This is a genomic window from Aeromonas schubertii (assembly GCF_000820105.1).
GTDB classification, from domain to species: domain Bacteria; phylum Pseudomonadota; class Gammaproteobacteria; order Enterobacterales; family Aeromonadaceae; genus Aeromonas; species Aeromonas schubertii.
Window position 1 is genome coordinate 173,610 of record NZ_CDDB01000010.1, and the last position, 21,724, is coordinate 195,333.

The window sequence follows — 21,724 nt, forward strand, 5'->3', positions numbered from 1 at the left end:
GTTATTGCCGCGCCGCCAACACCCGCTCCACCGTATCGACAATGGCCTGGGTCTGGGGATCGATTTCGATATTGGCTTGCCAGCCTGGCGTGACCCAGCCCAGATTGGTACGGGCCAGGGTCTCGGGGATCAGGTTGACGCAGAAGCCTTGATCACGCACCTCACCGATGGTGAGGCTGATCCCGTCGATGCCGATATAGCCCTTGGTCAACACATAGCGCATCAACTCAGGGGAGATCTCGAACCACACCTGGCGGTTGTTGGGGGTGTCGATGACCTGGCTCACCCGTACCGTGGTCATGATATGGCCCGACATGGCGTGGCCTCCAATCTCGTCACCAAAACGGGCAGCCCGCTCCACATTGACGCGATCGCCGACACCCAGCGACCCCAGGTTGGTCAGACGCAGGGTCTCGCGCATCAGATCGAAGCTCACCGCCTCTCCCTCGATACGGGTCACCGTCAGACAGCAGCCGTTGTGGGCTACCGAAGCACCGATCTGCAGCCCCTCGCCCCACTGGGCACTCGGCATGCGAATCACATGGGTGCGAAATGCCTCTTTCTCCTCGATGGCCAGGATCTCGGCCACCCCCTGCACGATACCGGTAAACATAGGGCTCTCCTCGTTTGGAACGCAGCAAGGTTACCCTCGCCTACAAGGGGTGGGCAAGGGTAAAACAACCCGCTATAGTCCCGTCGTTTTTATGAAAGGAGAGAACCATGAAGGTCTTTGAATGCTGTGAAGCCGTGCGCGCCGCCTATAGCCAGATAGGCTCGGGTGAGCAGGGTTATGTGCCCAAGGCCATTGCCGCCGCCGTGCGCACCCTCGATGCGGTGGCCTGCGACGAGCGCGTCCCTGCCGAGCTGCGCCAGCAGGCTGCCTTTGCTGCCGCCAACCTGCTCATCAGCGATCACGAGGACGCATAACGTTTTCTTTCGGTGCCCCAGCCGTTACACTGACCCATCGGGCCGGCATCTCGCCGGCCCTCCTTCCCCGCTCTTTCTCTTGGCTCTTTATCGATTGACCCGTCGGAGGTGTCAGTGCAGTCCTATTGGTCCGAGGCACGAAATCTGGTGCGCCTCGCCACACCCATCCTTATCGCCCAGGTGGCCCAGACCACCATGAGCTTCGTCGACACCGTGATGGCCGGTCAGGTTAGCGCAGTGGATCTGGCCGCCGTCTCGGTGGCCGCCAGCTTCTGGCTGCCCATCATTTTGCTGGTGCAGGGGGTGATCATGGCCCTCACCCCCATCGTCTCCCAACTCAACGGCGCCCGTAAGCGGGGGGAGATCGGCCCGGCCGTTCATCAGGGATTTTGGCTTGCTCTGATGGTGATCCCCCTGGGCATGCTGGCCCTCTATTTCAGCCCACTGGCCCTGCAGGTGATGAAGGTCGAGCCCGCCCTCGCGGCCAAGACCACCGGCTACCTGCACGCCATCTTGTGGGGCCTGCCCGCCTTCGCCCTGTTTCAGGTGCTGCGCAACTTCAGCGAGGGGCTCTCCCATACCATCCCCACCATGGTGATCGGCTTCGTGGGACTGGCGGTCAACGTACCGGTCAACTGGATCTTCATCTATGGTAAGTTCGGCATGCCGGCCCTGGGTGGTGTTGGCTGTGGCGTGGCCACCGCCATCGTGCTCTGGGCCATGCTGTTTGCCATGATGGGATACATCTATTTCTCGAAACTGTTCAAAGAGTTCGATCTCTTTGGTTCCCTCGCCCGCCCCAACGGTAGCCGGATCTGGCGCCTGTTTCGCCTGGGTTTTCCCATCGCCATGGCCATCTTCTGCGAAGTGACCCTGTTCACCGTAGTGGCCCTGCTTTTGGCCCCACTCGGGGCTGAGATTGTGGCAAGCCACCAGGTGGCCCTCAACTTCTCTAGCCTGGTCTTTATGCTGCCGCTCTCCATCGGCGTTGCCGTCACCATCCGGGTTGGCCATAACATAGGTGAAGGGGACGGGGCGCAGGCCCGCCGATCGGCCCGCACCGGCCTGCTGCTGGGGCTTAGCGCAGCCGCCTGTACCGCCCTGTTTACCGTGTTGCTGCGTCACCAGATCGCCGGGATCTACACCGATGACAGTCAGGTGATCACCCTGGCGGCAGCCCTGCTGCTGCTGGCAGCCGTCTATCAGCTCTCCGATTCGGTGCAGGTGATTGCGGCGGCGGCCCTGCGCGGCTACAAGGATACCAAGGCGATCTTCTACCTCACCCTGATCGCCTACTGGGGTCTGGGACTGCCTACCGGGGTGGTGCTGGGCATGACGGACCTGCTGCTACCCCGCCTCGGGCCGCAGGGCTTCTGGGTTGGCTTTATCGTAGGCCTGACCGCGGCAGCCCTGATGCTGGGCCTGAGGCTCAAGGTGATCTATGGGCGCACGGCACACGGCTAGCCTTCTGCTCCTGTTACTCCTGGCGGGCTGCCGGCCCGCCATGGAGTCCTCCTTCGATACATACCTGATCCGCCTCGCTGCAATATTGGATGCCGAGCCCCCCGCTCTCGATACTCCTGACACGACCCCCCTACCCCGCCAGCGGGACCTGATGCTCCCCCTGCCCGAGCTCAGAGTAGACTTGCTCGATATCCTGACCCTCAGCCGCTGCGGGCTGGGGCGGGAGATAGCCGAACGCAACGGGCCGCTGGGCATGAGCGCCGATCATCTCACCCTGCTCGACTACGAGCTGACGCTGGTGCGCCGGCTCGAGGGGTGTGACAGCGAGAGCCCGGCTACCCGCCAATGGCTCGAGGCGTTGGCCCGGGCCAAGCGGGCCATGTTGCCCCTGCGAGCCTGGAATGCCCTGGCTTCGGATCCCGTCTTGCGTCGCCAGCTCTCGCCGCGGCCTCCCCTGAGCGACCCCGATCCCGCATCTGATCAGCCTCTCGAAAGCCTGCTGTATCATTGGCTGCAACTGCGCCAGAGCGCCGCAGGTACCCTCGACTGGCACGAGCAAAGGGAGCTACTCGCACTCTCCGCACAGTTGCGCGATTCGGGTGAGCTCGCCCGTCTGCTCTACACCATGGAGAGTGTCACCCTCTGGCTGAAGGTGACCAACCGCTGGCTCGCCCCGCGCCTGGAAGCCCTCTCCTGCGGCCCCGACCCGGAGCGAGTGATGCGTCTGCGCGGCGCGTTGACCCACTATTATGGCAAGGGCGTTCAACCCGACCTGAGCCGCCTCGAGCGCCGCTTCTTGCGCCTGGCACCCGCCCTGCAGCGACTGATGGCGCCTCCGGCACCACTTCCGGCCCTCACGCCTTGGCATCTTCGCTACGGACAGGGGCGCGAGAGTGGCCTCTACCTCGACTTTCGCCACTCAATCAGTGACCATGCCCACCTGTGGCAACGGCTGCTGCAACGCTGCCAAGTGGGGATACGCCCGTAAAATCAACAAGCTGCGCAAGAACTCGGCAAACGATCAAGGAATGCGATGGGATTGGTTGACAGCCTCGGGGGGCATGGGTAGTATGCCGCCTCGTCAGCACGACGACGTGGGTTTATAGCTCAGTTGGTTAGAGCACTACCTTGACATGGTAGGGGTCGTTGGTTCGAATCCAATTAAACCCACCACGATTTACTATGATGCGCTCTTAGCTCAGTTGGTTAGAGCACCACCTTGACATGGTGGGGGTCGGTGGTTCGAGTCCACTAGAGCGCACCATCACAATTTGCGTCCTTAGCTCAGTTGGTTAGAGCACCACCTTGACATGGTGGGGGTCGGTGGTTCGAGTCCACTAGGACGCACCAGATTGCGGGTTTATAGCTCAGTTGGTTAGAGCACTACCTTGACATGGTAGGGGTCGTTGGTTCGAATCCAATTAAACCCACCACAATCTGCGCTCTTAGCTCAGTTGGTTAGAGCACCACCTTGACATGGTGGGGGTCGGTGGTTCGAGTCCACTAGAGCGCACCATCATGCCGAAAGGCCCGCATCGCTGCGGGCCTTTTTGCTTTTATGGCCTTGGGCTCAACGGCACACCGAACTATACTGTATATAAACACAGTAAGAAGACCTGCGCCTATGATACGCCCCCTGATCGATCCCCCTTCCCTCCCCCTGCCCTGTTTCGAGAATCGGGTCCCCTGCGGCTTTCCCTCCCCGGCCCAGGATCACGCCATCACCCCTATCGATCTCAACACCCTCTGTGTGCGCCACCCGGCCGCCACCTACTTCGTGCGGGCCTGTGGCGAGAGCATGACGGGGGCCGGCATCCACGACGGGGATCTGCTGGTGGTCGACCGGGCCCTCACCCCCCGTCATGGGGACGTGGTGATCGCCTGCCTCCATGGGGAGTTCACCGTCAAGCGGTTGCAGTGCACCCCCTATCCGGCCCTGCACCCCGCCAACCCGGATTATCCTGTGCTGCCTCTTGGGGATGGGGAGCCTCTCGAGCTGATGGGGGTGGTCACCTTTGCCCTGCACACCCTGGAGCGGGGCACCTCATGAACGCCTATGCCCTGGTGGACGTGAACAACTTCTACGCCAGTTGCGAACGGCTGTTTCGCCCCGATCTCAATGGGCGCCCCCTGGTGGTGCTCTCCAACAACGATGGTTGTGTGGTCTCGCGCAGCCCCGAGGCCAAGGCCCTCGGGGTCAGGATGGCGGTGCCTTTTTTCCAGATAAGAAAAGAGTTCGAGGCTCAAGGCGGTGTCTGGTTTAGCTCCAACTATGCCCTCTACGGGGATCTCTCCCAACGGGTGATGAGCCTGCTCGAGCAGCACTCGCCACGGGTGGAGATCTACTCCATCGACGAAGCTTTTCTCGAGCTCGGTGAACGCTGGGCCGGTGATCTGGAGGCCTATGGGCGGCAGCTGCGCGATCGGGTACGCCAGTGGACCGGCCTCACCGTCGGGGTCGGGATAGCCCCTACCAAGACCCTGGCCAAGCTCGCCAACTATGCCGCCAAGCGTTGGCCAGCCACAGGGGGGGTGGTGGATCTGCGCGATGCGGCGCGCCGCCACCGCCTGATGACCATCACACCGGTCGGTGAGGTCTGGGGCATAGGGCGACGCCTTTCCACCCGCCTGCAGGCTGAAGGGATAGAGACCATAGCCCAGCTGCTGGCTCACCGGCCTGCCTACTGGCGCAGCCGCTACGGTGTGGTGCTAGAGCGCACGGTGCAAGAGCTCTGCGGGCTTCCCTGTCTGGAGCTTGAGCCTCCCGAGCCGCGCCAGCAGGTGCTCTGCAGCCGCTCCTTCGGCCACCCCATCAACACCCAAGAGCGCCTCAACCAGGCCCTGGCCACCTTTATCGAACGCGCCGCCGAGAAGTTGCGCCAGCAATCGCTCTGCACCGGCCACCTCACCCTCTTTGTACGCGCTAACCCGTTTCGTGCCCCCGAGTCACCGGCCCTGCATCTCTCCCTGCCACTGGCTACTCCCAGCGATGACACGGGGCATCTGCTGACCCTGGTGCGCCCTCATCTGGACACACTGTGGCAGCCGAGCCTCAAGTATCAAAAAGGAGGCGTCATGCTCACGGATCTGCGGCCACGCGACCAATGTCAGAGCGATCTCTTCTGCCCGTCCCCAGACCCCAGACGCCAGGCCCTGATGCAGACGGTGGACAGGATCCGCGCCCGGGGGCTCGGCCAGCTACACTATGCCGCCCAGGGGCTCAGAGAGCCCGAGTGGATGATGCGCCAGGAGCACAAGAGCCCCGACTACACCCACTCACTGGCAGACCTTCCCAGAGTCAGAGCCTGATCTCCCTCACCGAGGCCGAGATCCGAAAGCAAAGTGAGCCCCCTGTGCCTGTCAGATATGGCAATTGGCCTCATATAGCGCTCAATGTAGAGTGGCCCTGCGTAGTTGTGCAGTTCCTCACACGCGCTAATCGCCAGTAGTCCCTTCCTTGAAGAGTTTCCATACTCCTTCCCCCGTCTCCATGCGGGGCTTTTTTTTGTAGCCACCACACCGTTGATGGGCGGGTCTTTGTCCAAGAAACCAGCAGGCACATCTCCCTCCCTTCGCCTCGCCTGCACTATGGTTTACCATGCAGCCCATGACGGAGCCTCTCTCCACCCACTCGCCGCCCGCCGACGAACCGGAACCTATGAACAGAACAACAAAACCTGGCACTGAACCCACTCTCTACTTTCACGACTACGAGACCTTCGGGATCAGCCCGTCGCGGGATCGGCCGGCCCAGTTTGCCGGGGTACGCACCGATCTGGACTTCAATATCATCGGCGAGCCGCTGGTTATCTATTGCAAACCGCCGGCAGACTACCTGCCCGAGCCCGAGGCCTGCCTTATCACCGGCATCACCCCGCAAAAGGCGATGAAAGATGGCCTGTGTGAGGCCGACTTTATCCGCCAGATCCATGAGGAGTTTGCGGCCCCCGGCACCTGTGTGCTCGGCTATAACAGCATCCGCTTCGATGACGAGGTGACCCGCAACACCCTCTATCGCAACTTCTACGACCCTTATGCCTACTCCTGGCAAAACGGCAACTCCCGCTGGGACATCCTCGACATGGTGCGCGCCTGTTATGCCCTGCGCCCGGAGGGGATCACCTGGTGCTTCGACGACGAGGGCAAGCCGAGCTTCAAGCTCGAGAACCTGACCCGCGCCAACGGCATCGGCCATGAGCAGGCTCACGACGCCCTCTCGGACGTGCTGGCCACCATCGCCATGGCCAGACTCATCAAAGAGGCCCAGCCGCGCCTGTTTGACTATCTGTTCGATCTGCGCAGCAAGCACAAGGTGAAGGCGCTCATCGATGTGGTGAGCATGAAGCCACTGGTGCACGTCTCGGGCATGTTCTCTCCCTGGCAGGGATGCGCCAGCTGGGTATCACCCCTGGCCTGGCACCCGACCAACCAGAATGCGGTGATCGTGGTGGATCTGACCCGCGATCCGCAGGTGCTGCTCGATCTCGACGCCAATACCCTGCGCGAGCGCCTCTACACCCGCAGGGACGATCTCGGTGAGCTCGAGTCGGTGCCGTTGAAGCTCGTGCATATCAACAAGTGCCCGGTACTGGCACCGGCTGCAACCCTGACGCCAGAGCGGGCCGATGAACTCGGCATCGATCGCGAGCAGTGCAGAAAGAGCCTGGACTTGCTGCGAAAGCACCCGGAGATCCGCGAAAAGGTGGTGGAGGTGTTCAATCAGGAGTGGCAGGGCGAGCAGAGCCGCGATCCGGATCTGATGCTCTACAGCAGCTTCTTCGGCCCCGGCGACAAGGCCGCCATGGAGATGGTGCGAGCCACCGCTCCCGACTTGCTCGGGGAGCGCAGCTTCTCGTTTAGCGATGCCAGGCTTCCCGAGATGCTGTTTCGCTACCGCGCCCGTAACTGGCCCCATACCTTAAGCGAAGAGGAGGCGCGCCGTTGGCGCAGCCACTGCGCCGACTATTTCGGTGCCCGTCTGCCCGAGTACGCCAGCCGACTCGACGCCCTGGCGAGCCAATATCAGGACGACGAGTCCCGCTTTAAGGTGCTGCACCAGATCTATCGTTATCTCGAGGATCTCTAAGCTGTGACCCGCCTCTCACCCGCCGGCTTGCCCGGCGGGTCATAATCCTTGCATACTCAAGGCATCGGGCGGCCGGATGCCGCCCATCGACCCGGAGCCCAGATGCGTTCACCCCTGCTCTCGCCCCTGCTGCTTGCTCTCTTTTGCGCTCCCCTGGCTGCGTCGCCCCTCGTCACCCTTCCCGGCTATCTGCAGCAGTTGCCCGCACAGGCCTACGGGGAGCTCAGACGCAGCTTCGACGACTTCTATCAGGCGACCGATTTCACTCCGGCTATCACCAACAGCTACTTCAGTGACTCCGAGCTCTACGACTTCGTCGGCGTGCCCCTGGCCATCACGGCACGCAATGGCTTCCAACTCGAACTCTTTACCCAGGCCTACAGCCTCTCCAACCAGAGCTATCTGCACCTGAATCAGGATCAGTCTCTCTACGGCATACTGCGCGCCGACCTGATGGGACGCCAGAAGGATCAGCTGGCGGCCGGGGTCGGGATCGGTATTCCCCTCACCGCCTCGCTGTCACTGCGCGCCATCGCCTCAACCCACGAGTTGCCCGGCTATGGCTCATCCCGCTACGCCATCGGCATGGAGTGGCATTTCTAGAAAACCGCACATAAGAGAAGAGAGGCCATCGGGCCTCTCTTCTGATGGGTCGGCTCAATAGCACACCACGCGCCCCTCGTAGGGAGCCAGGGTCAGACGCTCACCCAGGGGCTGGTTGTCCCAAAAGTCCACGGCACCTGCCGGCAACATGACCTGACGCGGCTCACCGGACCAGTTGAAGAGGCAGCGCAGGCTCTGCCCCTGCCATATGATCTCCCCTTGTGAAAACCCGAGATCGCCGAAGCGAGCCGGCGCACTGCGACTCTGGCACAGAGCCAACAACTGCTTGAGCGCTGCGGCCTGCCCAGCGTCGAGGTCTTGCAGGCGATCGCCGGCCAGGATCATGCCACCACTGGCCACCATGGCTGCCAGGTGAAAGGCGTAGTCAGCCTCACTCGCCTGTTGACCGGGGATGTCGCGCAGGCAGACACAATCCGGATCCAGGGCCCACAGCTGTTCACCCTGCCAGGCGCGGCAGAAGAGCTCGCGGGCGATCTGGCGAATACGCGGCCCCTTGCGCTCCACATCGTCACTCACCCGCATCCCGTCGACCAACCCAACGCTCGGCCAGATGGGGGCGTTGCAGCCGAGCAGGAAGGCATCCTCACCGGCGCCCCGACGCACCGCCGCCATGCCGCGCCGATACGCCTCGATACGGGTCGCATCGGGATCAAAGAAGCGACCTCCGTGGATGGCGCCCCAGAAGTTGGCATCGAGCTTGAAATAATCGATGCCCCACTGGTGGCGCAAGGTAGCAAAGACCGACTCAAGATGGCGCTGAGCCTCGGGATGGGTACCATCGAGCACATACCAGGGAGTACAACGCCAACCGCCATAGGTCACCAGCTCGGCAGCCAGTGGCTGGCCCTGCTCATCTTTCACAAACCAGTCGGGGTGATCGCGAAACAGCCGAGAGCCCGGCTCGGCGATGAAGGGCGCTACCCAGAGGGCCGGCTTGCGATGGGCGGCGCGGATCTCCTCCACCAGAGCAGGCACACCACCGGCAAAACGTTCGGAGGGGTCAAGCCAGTCCCCCATGAAGGCCTGATAGCCATCGTCGATCTGCACATATTCCAGGTCGGTGAAACGAGTGCCCATCTGGGCCAGATTTTCACGGATATCCGCCTCGCTCACCTCGGCGTAGTAGTGATACCAGGAGCACCAGCCACTCGGACGACGTCCGGCGCGCCCCCCGTGCTCCCGGGCCAGACGCTGGCCCAGTTCGCTGAGCAGTGCCGCCCGATCGCTCCCCTCGAGGCAAATAAGGGGCTCACTCAACCAGTGTTGACCCGGTGACAGGGGCCGCCCTTCGGTGCGCATCAGGATCTGCAGGCGACCGTCCGGATAGAGGCGAAACTCACCGCCAAAGCGCAGGCAAGCACCAAAAGCCAGCAAGAGCCAACCCGAGGGAGTCTGCACCAGCAGCAGGTTATGGACGGTGTGAAAGCCATCGTCATGGGTGATCCGGTAGTTGTCCGCATCCGGACAGCGCCCCACCGCCTCGGGAGCAGACCAGGTCCCCAGGGTCTGGGCCAACATCTGAAACCCTTCCCCATAGATGGACGCCCCGGCCAGGCCAAGCTGACCATCGAAGAGCAACCAATCGTCGGGACACACCCGCTCGGCCCCGACATTGTCAAGGCGCACCCGGCATTCTCGGTCATGCCACTCATGGGTAACAAGCAGGTCTGCCAAGGGCATCCGGGTCACGGCCAACTGACGAAGTGAAGAGAGAACGTTTCCCACTGAGACTCCTTATTTTGGTTATTGTTTCATTAGAAATTATTTATCGCCAGCCTGCTGTCTGTGCAGGCGGCTTCTGTTAAACTGCGAGCCTGCTCACACTTATGGGGTACCCACGTGTCTATGCCCATTTTGCTGCGTTATCTGCGCGATTTTCTGGTGATCCTGGCGGCCCTGATGCTGGGCAAGGGGATATCGGCGCTGCTGCCTTTCGCCTTTCCGGGAAGCATTATCGGCCTTCTGATCCTCTATCTGCTGCTCTCGCTGCAACTGGTCAGGCTGAGCTGGGTCGAGCGTGGTGCCGGCTTGCTGCTGCGCCACATGGGAGTGCTGTTTGTCCCTGTTGCGGTCGGGTTGGTGGCCTGGCTCGAGCCACTGCGCCATGCCCTCCCCCTCATCGTCACCGCCATCCTGAGCGGTATCGTGCTGATCCTCGCCGGCGTCGGTCACCTCTATCAAAGGATGAACAAGCAATGATCTGGCTTGCCTTGCCCCTGACCCTGGCTCTTTACTTTGCCACCCGGACTCTCTACCGACGCCTTCCCTGGCCTGTGATCAACCCGGTTCTGATCCCGACCCTGGTGATCATCGGAATAATATTGCTCTTCAACCTGCCCCTGGAGCAGTACGAGCTGGGGACCTCCCCCATCACGGCCCTGCTGGAGCCCGCCGTGGTCGCTCTGGCGCTGCCCCTCTACCAGCAGTCGCGGCAGATCCTGGCCAGGCTCAAGCCCATACTGATCTGCTGCCTGCTCTCCGTCCTGATCTCGGTGGGCACCACCCTGGTGATCGGCCATCTGCTCCATGCCGAGCCGGCCATGCTCGCCTCGGTGGTGACCAAGTCCATCACCACGCCACTGGCCATGAGCGTCAGCCAGTCCCTCGGCGGTATTCCGGCCATTGCCGCCGCCATCGTCGTCATCGTCGGGGTGGTGGGGGCTATCATCGGCTTTCCCCTGCTCAGGATGATGGGTGTCACCGATCCCGAGGCCCAGGGTCTCGCCATGGGGGCAGCAGCACACGCCGTGGGCACGGCGGCCAGTGCCGAGCAGGGGATCACCCAGGGAGCCTTCTCTTCGCTGGCCATGGTGGTCTGCGGTATCCTGACCGCCGCCGTGGCCCCCCTGCTCTTTGCCCTCTATTCTGCCCTTTTCGGGGTATGAGTGCTGTGAGACGACGCCCACACTTTTGAGCTGTTAAACGTTTCATCTGAGAGATCAACCCGCCCGGGCGCGATCCACGTGATCGCGCTCACACTCTTTGCCCCTCTGCCTCCCTACAATGCCCTCCCAATTGGCCCATGAGGAAGAGTCATGCATCCCCGTTTTGCCAAGCCTTTCAATAACCTGTCCACCGAGCTGCAAGATGCGCTCGCACCTGTTCTCAATCAGGACTCCTTTCAGGCTCGTCTGACCCCAGAGCAAGTGGCCGCCCTCAAACTCGCCACCGGCATGGAAGACCGAGCCCTGCGTCTGGCCCTGTTGCCGCTGGCGGCGGCCTGCTCGGTGGCCCCCATCTCCAACTTCTATGTGGGGGCAATTGCCAGCGGCCAGAGCGGTGCCTGGTACTTCGGCGCCAACATGGAGTTTGCCGGTCAGGGGCTGTTCCACTCCATCCACGCCGAGCAGTCAGCCATCTCCAATGCCTGGCTTGGCGGCGAAACCGGAATCGACGAGATCACCGTCAATTACACCCCCTGTGGCCACTGCCGGCAGTTTATGAACGAACTGACCACCGCCAAGATGATCAAGGTGACCCTGCCCGATGACCACAGCCCGCTGCAGGCCTTCCTGCCTCACTCCTTCGGGCCGGCCGACTTGCAGATCACCGACGCCCTGATGAGCCATCAGGATCATGGTCTCACCTTAACCTGCGAAGATCCTCTGGCGCTGGCGGCCCTGGCGGCGGCCAATCGCAGTTATGCCCCTTACAGCCGAGGCTTTGCCGGGGTGGCGCTGGAGTTTGCCAACGGCCACATCATAGAGGGCCGTTACGCAGAGAACGCCGCCTTCAACCCCAGTCTGCCCCCCATGCAGATGGCCTGTACCCATGCGGTTCTGGCGGGAGAAGATCTCGCGACCCTGCGCCGCGCCGTGCTGGTCGAGAGCAAGGATGGGCTTATCAGCCAGGTCGACAGCGCTCGCTCGGCCCTTAAGGCGGTCAGCAGCATCGCCCTCGAGACCCTGGCGCTCTGATCCCTCTCCATCACGATCACAAGCGGGCCCCTGGGCCCGCTTGCTTTTTCCGGGCAGCAGCCACAAAATACTGTTTATTTATACAGCGCAGGTAATCCCATGGCCGGACGTGGCGCCAGTGGCAACGTGGTGCATCGCTTTACCCAACAGCGCATCGAGACCGTCGATGACGGCTGGTGGCAAGAAACGGCAAGCCCGTCCCCTGCGACCCGGATAAGCCAGGTTGAGGCACGCAGCATCATCAGCCACAACCGCTCGCCCGATGTGCCCTTCGATGCCTCCATCAATCCTTATCAGGGGTGCGAGCACGGCTGCATCTACTGCTATGCCCGCCCCAGCCACGCCTACCTGGAGCTCTCCCCTGGCCTCGACTTCGAGACGCGGATCTTCGCCAAACGCAACGCCCCCGAGCTGCTGCGCGCCGAGTTTGCTCGCCCCGCCTACCGGCCCCGGGTGATCTGCATCGGCGCCAATACCGATCCCTACCAACCGGCCGAGCAACGGCTGCGACTCACCCGCGAGTTATTGAAGGTCATGGGCGATCACGGCCATCCGGTAACCCTGATCACCAAGAGCGCCATGGTGCTGCGCGACAGGGACATACTGGCCGAGCTCGCCGCCGAAGGACTGTGCCACGTCATGGTTTCGGTCACCACCCTCGACGAGACCCTGCGCCAGCGGCTCGAGCCACGCACAACCCCGGGCAAGGGGCGCCTCAGGGTCATCGAGCAGCTCACCCGCGCCGGCATTCCGGTCGGGGTGCTGGCCGCCCCCATGATCCCGCGCCTCAACGAGCACGAGCTGGAGCGGATCCTGGAAGGAGCCGCGGCGGCAGGAGCCGACTGCGCCGGTTATATCCTGCTGCGCCTGCCCCGCGAGCTCGCCCCCCTGTTCGAGACCTGGCTCGGCGAGCACTATCCGGGACGACGTGAGGCGGTGCTCTCCATCCTGCGCCAGAGCCGCGAGGGGGCGCTCAATAGCCCGCAGTTTGGTGAACGGATGCGCGGACAGGGGGAGTTTGCCAACCTGCTCGCCCAGCGCTTTCGTCTGGCGGTGCGCCGTCTGGGACTCGACGTCCCCCACCTGCCACTGCGGCTCGATGCCTTTCGTCGACCCAGGGAGCAGCTCACTCTCTTCTAATGGCCCCACCCGAACGCAGATCGTACTGCCCCCCCTCCTCCGTCGGAATGAGCTCGTCACCCCACAGCCGGCACCACAGATCCCGGAACATCCTGCCGCTCTTCGCCTCTTCTCCTCATGGCGGTCGCTATCGAGCAGCGAGCCAGCCCGCCGTGACGGCATAAAAAAAGAGCGCCATCAGGCGCCCTTTTTCATCGTGCCACTCTGGCACTCTTTGCCGGGTTTACTCGGCACTATCATCGGCCGGTTCGTCGGTTTGCGGGCCATCGGCGGCCGGGCTCTCGCCCTCACCATCCTCGCCCAACGCCACCAGCTCGTCATCGTCATCGCTCTCTGCGATGCGCTGCAGGCCGACCACGATCTCGTCTTCACCGGTGCGGATCAGACGCACGCCGCCGGTGTTACGACCGATGACGCTCACTTCCGCCACCCGGGTACGCACCAGGGTGCCACCGTTGGTGATGAGCATGATCTGGTCGGTTTCATCGACCTGGATGGCATCGATCACCTTGCCGTTGCGATCGTCCACCTTGATGGAGATAACGCCCTGAGTGGCACGGCTCTTGGTCGGATACTCGTCCAGCGCAGTGCGCTTGCCGTAGCCATTCTCGGTCGCGGTGAGGATGGCGCCATCGCCACGGGGCACGATGAGGGAGACCACCTTGTCACCGGCACCCAGCTTGATACCGCGCACACCGGCCGCGGTACGGCCCATGGGACGCACACCCTTGAAGCTGCCGCCCTTGCTCTCGCCTTCAGCGGCCTCGTCATCGGATTCGGCCTCGTCCCCCTCTTCCACCTGGTCATCGGCACGGCCGCTGCCTTCGTGGAAGCGTACGACCTTGCCCGCGTCGGAGAAGAGCATGATCTCGTTGCTGCCGTCGGTGATATCGACACCGATGAGCTCATCCCCTTCCTTCAGGTTGATAGCCCGGATCCCGGAGGAGAGCGGGCGGCTGAAATCGGAGAGGCTGGTCTTCTTCACGGTACCGTTGGCGGTGGCGAAGAAGACATACTTGTCCGCATCGTACTCCTTGACCGGCAGGATGGCGGTGATGCGCTCTTCCTCTTCCAGCGGCAGCAGGTTGATGATGGGACGACCGCGGGCGCCGCGGGACGCCTCCGGCAGCTGATAAACCTTGAGCCAGTACACCTTGCCGCGCGTCGAGAAGCACAGGATGGTGTCGTGGGTGTTGGCCACCAGCAGACGCTCGACGAAGTCCTCTTCCTTGATACGGGTCGCGGACTTGCCCTTGCCACCACGACGCTGAGCCTCGTAGTCGGAGAGGGGCTGGTACTTGACGTAACCCTGGTGAGAGAGGGTCACCACCACATCTTCCGGCGTGATCAGATCTTCGATGTTGATCTCGGCGCTGGAGGCGCTGATCTCGGTGCGACGCTCGTCACCGTACTGATCGCGCACGGCCAGCAGCTCGTCACGGATCACCTCCATCAGGCGCTCCGGGCTCGCCAGGATGTGCAGCAGCTCGGCGATGAGATCGAGCAGAGACTGGTACTCTTCCAGGATCTTCTCGTGCTCGAGGCCGGTCAGCTTGTGCAGACGCAGATCGAGGATCGCCTGGGCCTGCTGCTCGGTCAGGAAGTAGTGACCGTCGCGGATACCGAACTCGGGCTCCAGCCACTCGGGACGAGCGGCGTCGCCACCGGCCTTCTCCAGCATGGAGGCCACGTTGCCGAGCGCCCAGCCCTTGGCCACCAGGCCGGCTTTTGCCTCGGCCGGGGTCGCGCTGTGGCGGATAAGCTCGATGATGGGATCGATGTTGGCCAGGGCCACCGCCAGACCTTCAAGGATATGGGCCCGGTCACGCGCCTTGCGCAGTTCGAACACGGTGCGGCGGGTCACCACTTCGCGGCGATGCAGCAGGAAGGCTTCCAGCATCTCCTTGAGGTTGAGCACCTTGGGCTGGTTGTTGTCCAGCGCCACCATGTTGATACCGAAGGTGGTCTGCATCTGGGTGTGTTTGTAGAGATTGTTCAGCACAATCTCGCCAGACTCGCCGCGCTTGATCTCGATAACGACCCGCATGCCGTCCTTGTCAGACTCGTCACGCAGGGCGCTGATCCCTTCGATCTTCTTCTCTTTGACCAGCTCGGCGATCTTCTCGATGAGACGCGCCTTGTTGACCATGTAGGGAAGCTCGTGAACGATGATGGTCTCGCGACTCGTCTTCTCGTCCACTTCTACCTCGGCCTTGGCACGCACATAGATGGAGCCACGACCGGTACGATAAGCCTGAATGATGCCGGAGCGCCCGTTGATGATGCCGCCGGTGGGGAAATCGGGACCCGGGATGTACTCCATCAGGTCATCGATACCGATGCTGCCATCCGCGATCAGGGCCAGACAGCCGTTGATCACCTCGGTGAGGTTGTGGGGCGGAATGTTGGTCGCCATGCCCACCGCGATACCGGAGGAGCCGTTGACCAGCAGGTTCGGCACCTTGGTCGGCAGCACGGCCGGGATCAGCTCGGTGCCGTCATAGTTGGGCACCCAGTCGACCGTCTCTTTGTCGAGATCGGCCAGCAGCTCGTGGGAGATGCGCGCCATGCGCACTTCGGTGTATCGCATGGCCGCGGCGCTGTCGCCGTCGACCGAGCCGAAGTTGCCCTGGCCGTCGACCAGCATGTAGCGCATGGAAAAGTCCTGCGCCATGCGGACTATGGTGTCATACACGGCACTGTCGCCGTGGGGGTGGTACTTACCGATTACGTCACCGACCACACGGGCCGATTTTTTGTAGGGCTTGTTCCAGTCGTTGCCGAGCTCATTCATTGCGAAGAGCACACGGCGGTGGACCGGTTTCAAGCCATCACGCACATCCGGCAGGGCTCGTCCCACGATGACGCTCATGGCGTAATCGAGATAGGAACTCTTGAGCTCTTCCTCAATGTTGACCGGCGTGATCTCTCTGGCCAGATCGCTCATAGAAAGCCTTAATCCCTAATAAGTTGTTCTTTGGCTTAAACAGCGCGTCATGGTAACACAGGGCGCGTAAATCCTTAAGCCAAAAACGGTTCTGGCCTGTCAGAGGGTGTCCGTTATAATGCCGCCAACGAAAGAACATGCCCATGAGGAAGCTGCGCGCATGAATGCTGAACAGATTGCCACCAATGGTAACGTCGACCCGTCGGAAATCGCCAAGTTTGAGGCCGTCGCCTCTCGCTGGTGGGACATGGAGGGGGAGTTCAAGCCCCTGCACCAGATCAACCCTGTTCGCCTGGAGTGGATCGATGGCGAGTGCGGTGGCCTGTTTGGCAAGAAGGTGCTCGATATCGGCTGCGGTGGCGGCATCCTGGCCGAAAGCATGGCGCGGCGCGGCGCTATTGTGACCGGTATCGACATGGGTAAGGAGCCCCTGGCCGTGGCCCGCCTGCACGCCCTGGAGCAGGGGGTGGAGCTCACTTACAAACAGATCACCGCCGAAGCCCACGCCCTGGAGGCTGCCGGCCAATACGACGTGGTCACCTGCATGGAGATGCTCGAGCACGTGCCCGATCCGGCGTCCGTACTGCGTGCCATCGCCACCCTGGTGCGCCCCGGCGGTCGGGTGGTGGTCTCCACCATCAACCGCAACCCCAAGTCTTATCTCATGATGATCGTCGGTGCCGAATACCTGATGAAGATGGTTCCCAAGGGTACCCACGATCACAAGAAGTTCATCACCCCGGCCGAGCTGTGCCGCATGGCCGAGGCCAGCGAGCTGGTGGTGCGCCACATGAGCGGCGTGCACTATCGCCCCTTGCTCGGTGATTTTCGTCTCGGTGCCAACGTGGACGTCAACTACATGGTCTCCTTCAACCGCCCGGAGGCCCGATGAGCCCCCTGCATGCGGTCCTCTTCGATCTCGACGGCACCCTGCTCGACACGGCGCCGGATCTGGGCGCCGCCGTCAACCACGTGCTGGTGCAAGAGGGCTTTGCACCGCTCAGCGAGGCGGTGATCCGACAGACCACCTCCCACGGGGCGCTGGGGTTGCTGCGTGCCGGCCTCGGTGACGAGCTGCTCGAAGAGCTCGGCGCCAGCCGCCTTCGCACCGCCCTGCTCGATTACTACGCCGCGCACCTCTGTCTTGGCACCCGCCCCTTCGGGGGCATGGTAGAGCTGGTGCATTGGCTCGAGGAGCAGGCCATGCCCTGGGGCATAGTGACCAACAAGCCCGGCTTTCTCACCGATCCGCTGCTGGCGCAGCTGCCCGAGCTCAAGGGATGCGCGGTCGCGGTGAGCGCCGACACCCTGCCGGTGCGAAAACCCGACCCCGCCCCCATGTTTTACGCCTGCGACAAGCTGGGGGTGGCCCCGGCCCACACCCTCTATGTGGGGGATCATGTGCGCGATATCGAGGCCGGCCGCAATGCCGGTATGGTGACGGCCGTGGCTGGCTGGGGTTATCTCGATGAGCGCGACGACCCCGCCCTGTGGCAGGCAGATCTGCACTTTGACACCGTCCAGGCACTGCATCATTGGCTGCGTTTGAGCCGATAACCCCGAAGGCGCCCCGTTGGCGCCTTCTCTTTTGACTCCTTTTTCCCACCGCTCTGAGATCCTTTTCACACTCCTGAGACGTGGTGCTGGCATCCACTCCCCCATGCTCCTACTCTTCGACGCAACCGGTTACGCAACCGGTTGCGTACCCGAGAGACAAAACAGGGCCCCAGGGCTGAGAGGTGTTGTATGAAACGTGGCAAGTTGCTCAATGCGCCCCTGAGCGCGCTCATCGCCCGGGTCGGTCATACCGACGAGATCGTGGTCTGCGATGCGGGGCTCCCCATTCCGGACGGCCCCGAGCGCATCGATCTGGCCCTCACCCCCGGCACCCCCTCTCTGCTGACCACCCTCGACGCCCTCTTGGTCGAACTCACCGTCGAGCGCGTGGTGCTGGCTGAGGAGATCAAGAGCGTGAGCCCGGCCTGCCACCAGCAACTGATCGCGCGCATCGAGCGCCACGCCGCCGAACAGGGCAAGCCCGTCACCATCGATTACATCAGCCATGAGGCCTTCAAGGCCCGCAGCAGCCGCAGCCGCGCCATCGTGCGCAGCGGTGAGACCACCCCCTACGCCAACCTCATTCTCTGCGCCGGCGTCGCCTTCTGATGGGAGCGAGCATGAACCCGATTTCCACTCCCCTGCTCGAGCTCACCGGGATCGTCAAGACCTTCCCGGGCGTGCGGGCCCTCGACGAGGCGGGCCTGCGCGTCTACCCGGGCCGGGTCATGGCCCTGCTCGGCGAGAACGGTGCCGGCAAGTCGACCCTGATGAAGGTGCTGACCGGCATCTATCAGGCTGACAGCGGCATCCTCACCTATCGTGGGGCGCCAGTGGCGTTTCGCGGACCGCGCGAGTCCCAGGATCAGGGGATCAGCATCATCCACCAGGAGCTCAACCTGCTGCCCGAGCTCTCCATTGCCGCCAACATCTTCCTCGGGCGCGAGCCGCGTACCCGTTTTGGCAGCATCGATCACGGGCAGCTGCGTCAGCGTGCCGCCGCCCTGCTGACGCGCCTCGGCGTCAGGCACGGCCCGGATACCCGACTGGGGGATCTCTCCATCGGTGAGCAGCAGATGGTGGAGATCGCCAAGGCCCTCTCCTTTGACGCCAGCGTCATCATCATGGACGAGCCGACCGATGCCCTGACCGACACCGAGACCGAGCAGCTGTTCACCGTCATTCGCGAGCTGCGAGCCCAGGGCTGCGGCATCGTCTACATCTCCCACCGGCTCAAGGAGATCTTCGAGATCTGCGACGACGTCACCGTGCTGCGCGACGGCAAGTGGATTGGCGAGTGTCCGGTGAGCGAACTCGACGAGGATCGCCTGATCGAGATGATGGTGGGTCGCCGTCTCGACGAGCAGTACCCGCGCCTGGTACGCGAGCCGGGCCCGGTCTGCCTGCAGGTCTCGAAGTTAAGCGGCCCCGGTGTGCGCGGCGTGAGTTTCACCCTGCATGAGGGGGAGATCCTGGGCTTTAGCGGCCTGATGGGTTCCGGGCGCACCGAGCTGATGAAGCTCATCTATGGTGCGGCGCACCCCAGTGCCGGCAACATGGCCCTCGGCGGCGAGCCGCTCATCCCGCGCTCTCCAGCCGATGCCCTGGCCGCCGGTATCGCCTACATCTCGGAAGATCGCAAGGGCGACGGCCTGGTGCTCCCCATGTCGGTGCGCGAGAACATGACCCTGTGTGCCCTGGGCGAGTTCGTGCGCGGCATCCACATCGACGGCAATGCCGAGCGCCAGGCGGTCAGCGACTACATTCGTCTGTTTAACATCAAGACCCCGGGCGCCGAGCAGCCGATCCGCCTGCTCTCGGGGGGTAACCAGCAGAAGGTGGCCATCGCAAAGGGGCTGCTCACCCGCCCGCGGGTGCTGATCCTCGACGAGCCGACCCGCGGGGTGGACGTGGGGGCCAAGAAGGAGATCTACCAGCTCATCAACGAGTTCAAGAAAGAAGGGATGAGCGTCATCATCGTCTCCTCCGAAATGCCGGAGGTGCTCGGCATGAGCGACCGCATCCTGGTAATGCACGAAGGGCGCGTCAGCGCCGAGATGAATCGACACGAGGCCAACCAGGAGCGCCTGATGGCCGCCGCAGTAGGAAAACAATGGCAAGAGGTGCCGGCATGACATCCCAAATTGCAGCCCGGACGGGCTTTCCGAGCAAACGCTGGTGGATTGACAACAAATCCCTGGTCGCCCTCTTGGTGCTGATCGCCGTAGTGTCGCTGCTCAACAACCAGTTCTTCACGGTCGACAACCTGCTCAATATCCTGCGCCAGACCTCGGTCAACGCCATCATCGCCGTGGGCATGACCCTGGTGATCCTCACCGCCGGCATCGATCTCTCGGTCGGCGCCGTGCTGGCCCTGTGCGGTGCCTTTGCCGCCAGCATGATCGGTATGGAGCTGCCCATCTATGTCGCCGTGCCCGCCGCCCTGCTGGCCGGGGGCGCCCTGGGGGGCCTGAGCGGCGCCATCATAGCCAAGGGCAAGGTGCAGGCCTTCATCGCCACTCTGGTCACCATGACGGCCCTGCGCGGCGTGACCATGGTCTACACCGAGGGGCGCCCCATCTCCACCGGCTTTAGCGACGTGGCCGACCAGTTCGCCTGGCTCGGAACGGGATATCTTCTCGGCATCCCGGTGCCCATCTGGCTGATGGCCCTCACCTTCCTGTTTGCCTGGTACCTGCTCAACCACACCCGCCTGGGGCGCTACATCTACGCCCTGGGGGGCAATGAGTCCGCCACCGCCCTCTCCGGCATCAACGTGGCGTGGGTCAAGCTCGCCGTCTACAGCCTGTGCGGCGTCTTCTCCGCCCTGGCGGGGCTGATCGTCACCTCGCGCCTGTCGTCGGCCCAGCCGACCGCCGGCATGGGCTACGAGCTCGACGCCATCGCCGCCGTGGTACTCGGTGGCACCAGCCTGATGGGGGGCAAGGGCCGCATCATGGGGACCCTCATCGGGGCCCTCATCATCGGCTTTCTCAACAACGCCCTGAACCTGCTAGACGTATCCTCCTATTACCAGATGATTGCCAAGGCCAGCGTGATCCTGCTCGCCGTGATGATCGATAACAAAAGCAAGTGATGACACACACAAGGAATGAAACGATGAAAAAGCTCAATACCCTGCTCGCCGCCGCCGTTCTGTCTGTCATGGGCACCGCCCACGCTGCCGATCAGACCCTGGCCCTGGTGGTCTCGACCCTGAACAACCCCTTCTTCGTCACCATGAAGGAGGGGGCCGAGGCCAAGGCCAAGGAGCTGGGCTACCAGATGATCGTGCTGGACTCCCAGAATGACCCGGCCAAGGAGCTGGCCAACGTGGAAGATCTCACCGTGCGCAAGGTGAGTGCCATCCTGATCAACCCGACCGACTCCGCCGCCGTCGGCAACGCCATCGTACTGGCCAACCGCGCCGACATCCCGGTGCTGACCCTCGACCGCGGTGCCGCCCAGGGCAAGGTGCAGGCCCATATCGCCTCCGACAACGTGGCCGGCGGCAAGATGGCCGGTGACTTCATCGCCGAAAAGCTCGGCAAGGGCGCCAAGGTGATCCAGCTCGAGGGGATCGCCGGCACCTCTGCCGCCCGCGATCGCGGCGAAGGCTTCGCCCTGGCGGTCAAGGCCAACGGCTTCAAGGTGCTCGCCTCCCAGCCGGCCGACTTTGACCGCACCAAGGGGCTCAACGTCATGGAGAACCTGCTGGCCGCCCAACCCGAAGTGCAGGCCGTGTTCGCCCAGAACGACGAGATGGCGCTGGGCGCCATCCGCGCGGTGCAGGCCGCCGGCAAGGAGGTAATGATCGTCGGCTTCGATGGCACTGACGACGGCAAGGCCGCCGTTGCCAAGGGCAAGCTGGCCGCCACCGTGGCTCAGCAGCCGGCACTGATCGGTGCCATCGGCGTCGAAACCGCCGACCAGGTGCTCAAGGGGCAGGAAGTGGATAGTGCCATTCCGGTACCGCTGCAAGTCGTCACCAAGTAAACTCCGCTGCGGGGGCCCTGGCCCCCGCATGGTGCTGCCTGGCGTGCGGCCGCAACGCGACCTCAC

The 21,724-nt window shown here is 63.1% G+C and carries 20 protein-coding genes and 5 tRNA genes; 22 read left to right on the forward strand and 3 right to left on the reverse strand.

The features are described 5' to 3' along the window. Position 1: 1 nt before the first annotated feature. Entirely contained in the window at positions 2-613 is a 612-nt protein-coding gene (locus BN1133_RS02245; RefSeq protein ID WP_050664926.1) for a riboflavin synthase, read from the reverse strand. A gap of 107 nt (positions 614-720) precedes the next feature. Here BN1133_RS02245 and BN1133_RS02250 point away from each other — a divergent pair, with 107 nt between their 5' ends. The 12 genes from BN1133_RS02250 (at position 721) to BN1133_RS02305 (ending at position 8,080) form a co-directional block, all read left to right on the forward strand. Further along, positions 721-927 carry a YaeP family protein gene (locus BN1133_RS02250; RefSeq protein WP_050664927.1) on the forward strand — a complete coding sequence of 69 codons (207 nt, stop codon included), beginning with the start codon at positions 721-723 and terminating at the stop codon, positions 925-927. A gap of 114 nt (positions 928-1,041) precedes the next feature. Beyond that, positions 1,042-2,391 carry an MATE family efflux transporter gene (locus BN1133_RS02255; protein WP_050664928.1) on the forward strand — a complete coding sequence of 450 codons (1,350 nt, stop codon included), beginning with the start codon at positions 1,042-1,044 and terminating at the stop codon, positions 2,389-2,391. Beyond that, the gene (locus BN1133_RS02260) at positions 2,369-3,379 is read left to right on the forward strand and encodes a DUF3080 family protein (RefSeq protein WP_050664929.1); all 1,011 of its coding nucleotides are present in this window, start codon (positions 2,369-2,371) and stop codon (positions 3,377-3,379) included. The genes BN1133_RS02255 and BN1133_RS02260 overlap by 23 nt, the downstream gene beginning before the upstream one ends. A 108-nt stretch (positions 3,380-3,487) precedes the next feature. Next, positions 3,488-3,564 (forward strand) — tRNA-Val (locus BN1133_RS02265). Between the two features lie 14 nt (positions 3,565-3,578). Beyond that, positions 3,579-3,655: transfer RNA gene (locus BN1133_RS02270), tRNA-Val, on the forward strand. Between the two features lie 9 nt (positions 3,656-3,664). After that, positions 3,665-3,741 (forward strand) — tRNA-Val (locus BN1133_RS02275). Between the two features lie 6 nt (positions 3,742-3,747). Next, a tRNA-Val gene (locus BN1133_RS02280) sits at positions 3,748-3,824 on the forward strand. A gap of 6 nt (positions 3,825-3,830) precedes the next feature. Next, a tRNA-Val gene (locus BN1133_RS02285) sits at positions 3,831-3,907 on the forward strand. Positions 3,908-4,015: 108 nt separating this feature from the next. Further along, on the forward strand, positions 4,016-4,441 hold the full coding sequence (umuD, locus tag BN1133_RS02290) for a translesion error-prone DNA polymerase V autoproteolytic subunit (protein WP_050664930.1): 426 nt from the start codon (positions 4,016-4,018) through the stop codon (positions 4,439-4,441). Then, on the forward strand, positions 4,438-5,700 hold the full coding sequence (locus BN1133_RS02295; protein ID WP_050664931.1) for a Y-family DNA polymerase: 1,263 nt from the start codon (positions 4,438-4,440) through the stop codon (positions 5,698-5,700). Before umuD ends, BN1133_RS02295 begins: the two co-directional genes overlap by 4 nt. A 349-nt stretch (positions 5,701-6,049) precedes the next feature. After that, positions 6,050-7,477 (forward strand): exodeoxyribonuclease I, encoded by a 1,428-nt coding sequence (sbcB, locus tag BN1133_RS02300; RefSeq protein WP_050664932.1) that lies wholly within the window; start codon positions 6,050-6,052, stop codon positions 7,475-7,477. Between the two features lie 102 nt (positions 7,478-7,579). Beyond that, a complete protein-coding gene (locus BN1133_RS02305) occupies positions 7,580-8,080 on the forward strand; it encodes a hypothetical protein (protein ID WP_050664933.1) in 501 nt (166 codons plus the stop codon). A gap of 54 nt (positions 8,081-8,134) precedes the next feature. On the opposite strand, the gene BN1133_RS02310 is transcribed toward BN1133_RS02305, so the two are convergent. Next, positions 8,135-9,826, reverse strand: a complete 1,692-nt coding sequence (locus BN1133_RS02310) for an alpha-galactosidase (protein ID WP_050664934.1) — start codon at positions 9,824-9,826, stop codon at positions 8,135-8,137. 120 nt (positions 9,827-9,946) lie between these two features. Between BN1133_RS02310 and BN1133_RS02315 the strand changes: the two genes are divergently transcribed. The 4 genes from BN1133_RS02315 to BN1133_RS02330 all read left to right on the forward strand — a co-directional run bounded on the left by BN1133_RS02315 (position 9,947) and on the right by BN1133_RS02330 (position 13,158). Then, positions 9,947-10,300, forward strand: a complete 354-nt coding sequence (locus tag BN1133_RS02315) for a CidA/LrgA family protein (protein WP_050664935.1) — start codon at positions 9,947-9,949, stop codon at positions 10,298-10,300. Beyond that, positions 10,297-10,986, forward strand: a complete 690-nt coding sequence (locus BN1133_RS02320) for an LrgB family protein (RefSeq protein WP_050664936.1) — start codon at positions 10,297-10,299, stop codon at positions 10,984-10,986. The genes BN1133_RS02315 and BN1133_RS02320 overlap by 4 nt, the downstream gene beginning before the upstream one ends. A 150-nt stretch (positions 10,987-11,136) precedes the next feature. Next, on the forward strand, positions 11,137-12,018 hold the full coding sequence (gene cdd, locus BN1133_RS02325; RefSeq protein WP_050664937.1) for a cytidine deaminase: 882 nt from the start codon (positions 11,137-11,139) through the stop codon (positions 12,016-12,018). Between the two features lie 99 nt (positions 12,019-12,117). After that, complete coding sequence (locus BN1133_RS02330) at positions 12,118-13,158, forward strand: PA0069 family radical SAM protein (RefSeq protein ID WP_050664938.1); 1,041 nt, start codon at positions 12,118-12,120, stop codon at positions 13,156-13,158. Between the two features lie 223 nt (positions 13,159-13,381). Here BN1133_RS02330 and gyrA read toward each other — a convergent pair whose 3' ends face one another. Further along, entirely contained in the window at positions 13,382-16,105 is a 2,724-nt protein-coding gene (gene gyrA, locus BN1133_RS02335; protein WP_050664939.1) for a DNA topoisomerase (ATP-hydrolyzing) subunit A, read from the reverse strand. 160 nt (positions 16,106-16,265) lie between these two features. On the opposite strand from gyrA, the gene ubiG reads away from it, so the two are divergent. The 6 genes from ubiG (at position 16,266) to rbsB (ending at position 21,658) form a co-directional block, all read left to right on the forward strand. Next, positions 16,266-16,997: a bifunctional 2-polyprenyl-6-hydroxyphenol methylase/3-demethylubiquinol 3-O-methyltransferase UbiG gene (ubiG, locus tag BN1133_RS02340; protein ID WP_136613582.1), complete on the forward strand. Its 732-nt coding sequence runs from the start codon at positions 16,266-16,268 to the stop codon at positions 16,995-16,997. Then, entirely contained in the window at positions 16,994-17,662 is a 669-nt protein-coding gene (locus BN1133_RS02345; protein WP_050664940.1) for an HAD family hydrolase, read from the forward strand. The genes ubiG and BN1133_RS02345 overlap by 4 nt, the downstream gene beginning before the upstream one ends. 189 nt (positions 17,663-17,851) lie before the next feature. Continuing rightward, a complete protein-coding gene (rbsD, locus tag BN1133_RS02350; RefSeq protein WP_050664941.1) occupies positions 17,852-18,271 on the forward strand; it encodes a D-ribose pyranase in 420 nt (139 codons plus the stop codon). A gap of 11 nt (positions 18,272-18,282) precedes the next feature. Further along, positions 18,283-19,797, forward strand: coding sequence for a ribose ABC transporter ATP-binding protein RbsA (gene rbsA, locus BN1133_RS02355; protein WP_050664942.1), 1,515 nt, complete (start codon positions 18,283-18,285; stop codon positions 19,795-19,797). Continuing rightward, positions 19,794-20,759, forward strand: coding sequence for a ribose ABC transporter permease (rbsC, locus tag BN1133_RS02360; protein WP_050664943.1), 966 nt, complete (start codon positions 19,794-19,796; stop codon positions 20,757-20,759). Before rbsA ends, rbsC begins: the two co-directional genes overlap by 4 nt. A gap of 23 nt (positions 20,760-20,782) precedes the next feature. Further along, a complete protein-coding gene (gene rbsB, locus BN1133_RS02365; protein WP_050664944.1) occupies positions 20,783-21,658 on the forward strand; it encodes a ribose ABC transporter substrate-binding protein RbsB in 876 nt (291 codons plus the stop codon). Positions 21,659-21,724: the final 66 nt, after the last annotated feature.

Coding starts and splice junctions, on each gene's coding strand:
- BN1133_RS02250 (WP_050664927.1), top strand. CDS start 721: ATGAAGGTCTTTGAATGCTGTGAAGCCGTGCGCGCCGCCTATAGCCAG.
- ubiG (WP_136613582.1), top strand. CDS start 16,266: ATGAATGCTGAACAGATTGCCACCAATGGTAACGTCGACCCGTCGGAA.
- rbsA (WP_050664942.1), top strand. CDS start 18,283: ATGAACCCGATTTCCACTCCCCTGCTCGAGCTCACCGGGATCGTCAAG.
- umuD (WP_050664930.1), top strand. CDS start 4,016: ATGATACGCCCCCTGATCGATCCCCCTTCCCTCCCCCTGCCCTGTTTC.
- BN1133_RS02315 (WP_050664935.1), top strand. CDS start 9,947: ATGCCCATTTTGCTGCGTTATCTGCGCGATTTTCTGGTGATCCTGGCG.
- rbsC (WP_050664943.1), top strand. CDS start 19,794: ATGACATCCCAAATTGCAGCCCGGACGGGCTTTCCGAGCAAACGCTGG.
- cdd (WP_050664937.1), top strand. CDS start 11,137: ATGCATCCCCGTTTTGCCAAGCCTTTCAATAACCTGTCCACCGAGCTG.
- rbsB (WP_050664944.1), top strand. CDS start 20,783: ATGAAAAAGCTCAATACCCTGCTCGCCGCCGCCGTTCTGTCTGTCATG.
- BN1133_RS02260 (WP_050664929.1), top strand. CDS start 2,369: ATGGGCGCACGGCACACGGCTAGCCTTCTGCTCCTGTTACTCCTGGCG.
- rbsD (WP_050664941.1), top strand. CDS start 17,852: ATGAAACGTGGCAAGTTGCTCAATGCGCCCCTGAGCGCGCTCATCGCC.
- BN1133_RS02330 (WP_050664938.1), top strand. CDS start 12,118: ATGGCCGGACGTGGCGCCAGTGGCAACGTGGTGCATCGCTTTACCCAA.
- BN1133_RS02345 (WP_050664940.1), top strand. CDS start 16,994: ATGAGCCCCCTGCATGCGGTCCTCTTCGATCTCGACGGCACCCTGCTC.
- BN1133_RS02320 (WP_050664936.1), top strand. CDS start 10,297: ATGATCTGGCTTGCCTTGCCCCTGACCCTGGCTCTTTACTTTGCCACC.
- gyrA (WP_050664939.1), bottom strand. CDS start 16,105: ATGAGCGATCTGGCCAGAGAGATCACGCCGGTCAACATTGAGGAAGAG.
- BN1133_RS02245 (WP_050664926.1), bottom strand. CDS start 613: ATGTTTACCGGTATCGTGCAGGGGGTGGCCGAGATCCTGGCCATCGAG.
- sbcB (WP_050664932.1), top strand. CDS start 6,050: ATGAACAGAACAACAAAACCTGGCACTGAACCCACTCTCTACTTTCAC.
- BN1133_RS02295 (WP_050664931.1), top strand. CDS start 4,438: ATGAACGCCTATGCCCTGGTGGACGTGAACAACTTCTACGCCAGTTGC.
- BN1133_RS02305 (WP_050664933.1), top strand. CDS start 7,580: ATGCGTTCACCCCTGCTCTCGCCCCTGCTGCTTGCTCTCTTTTGCGCT.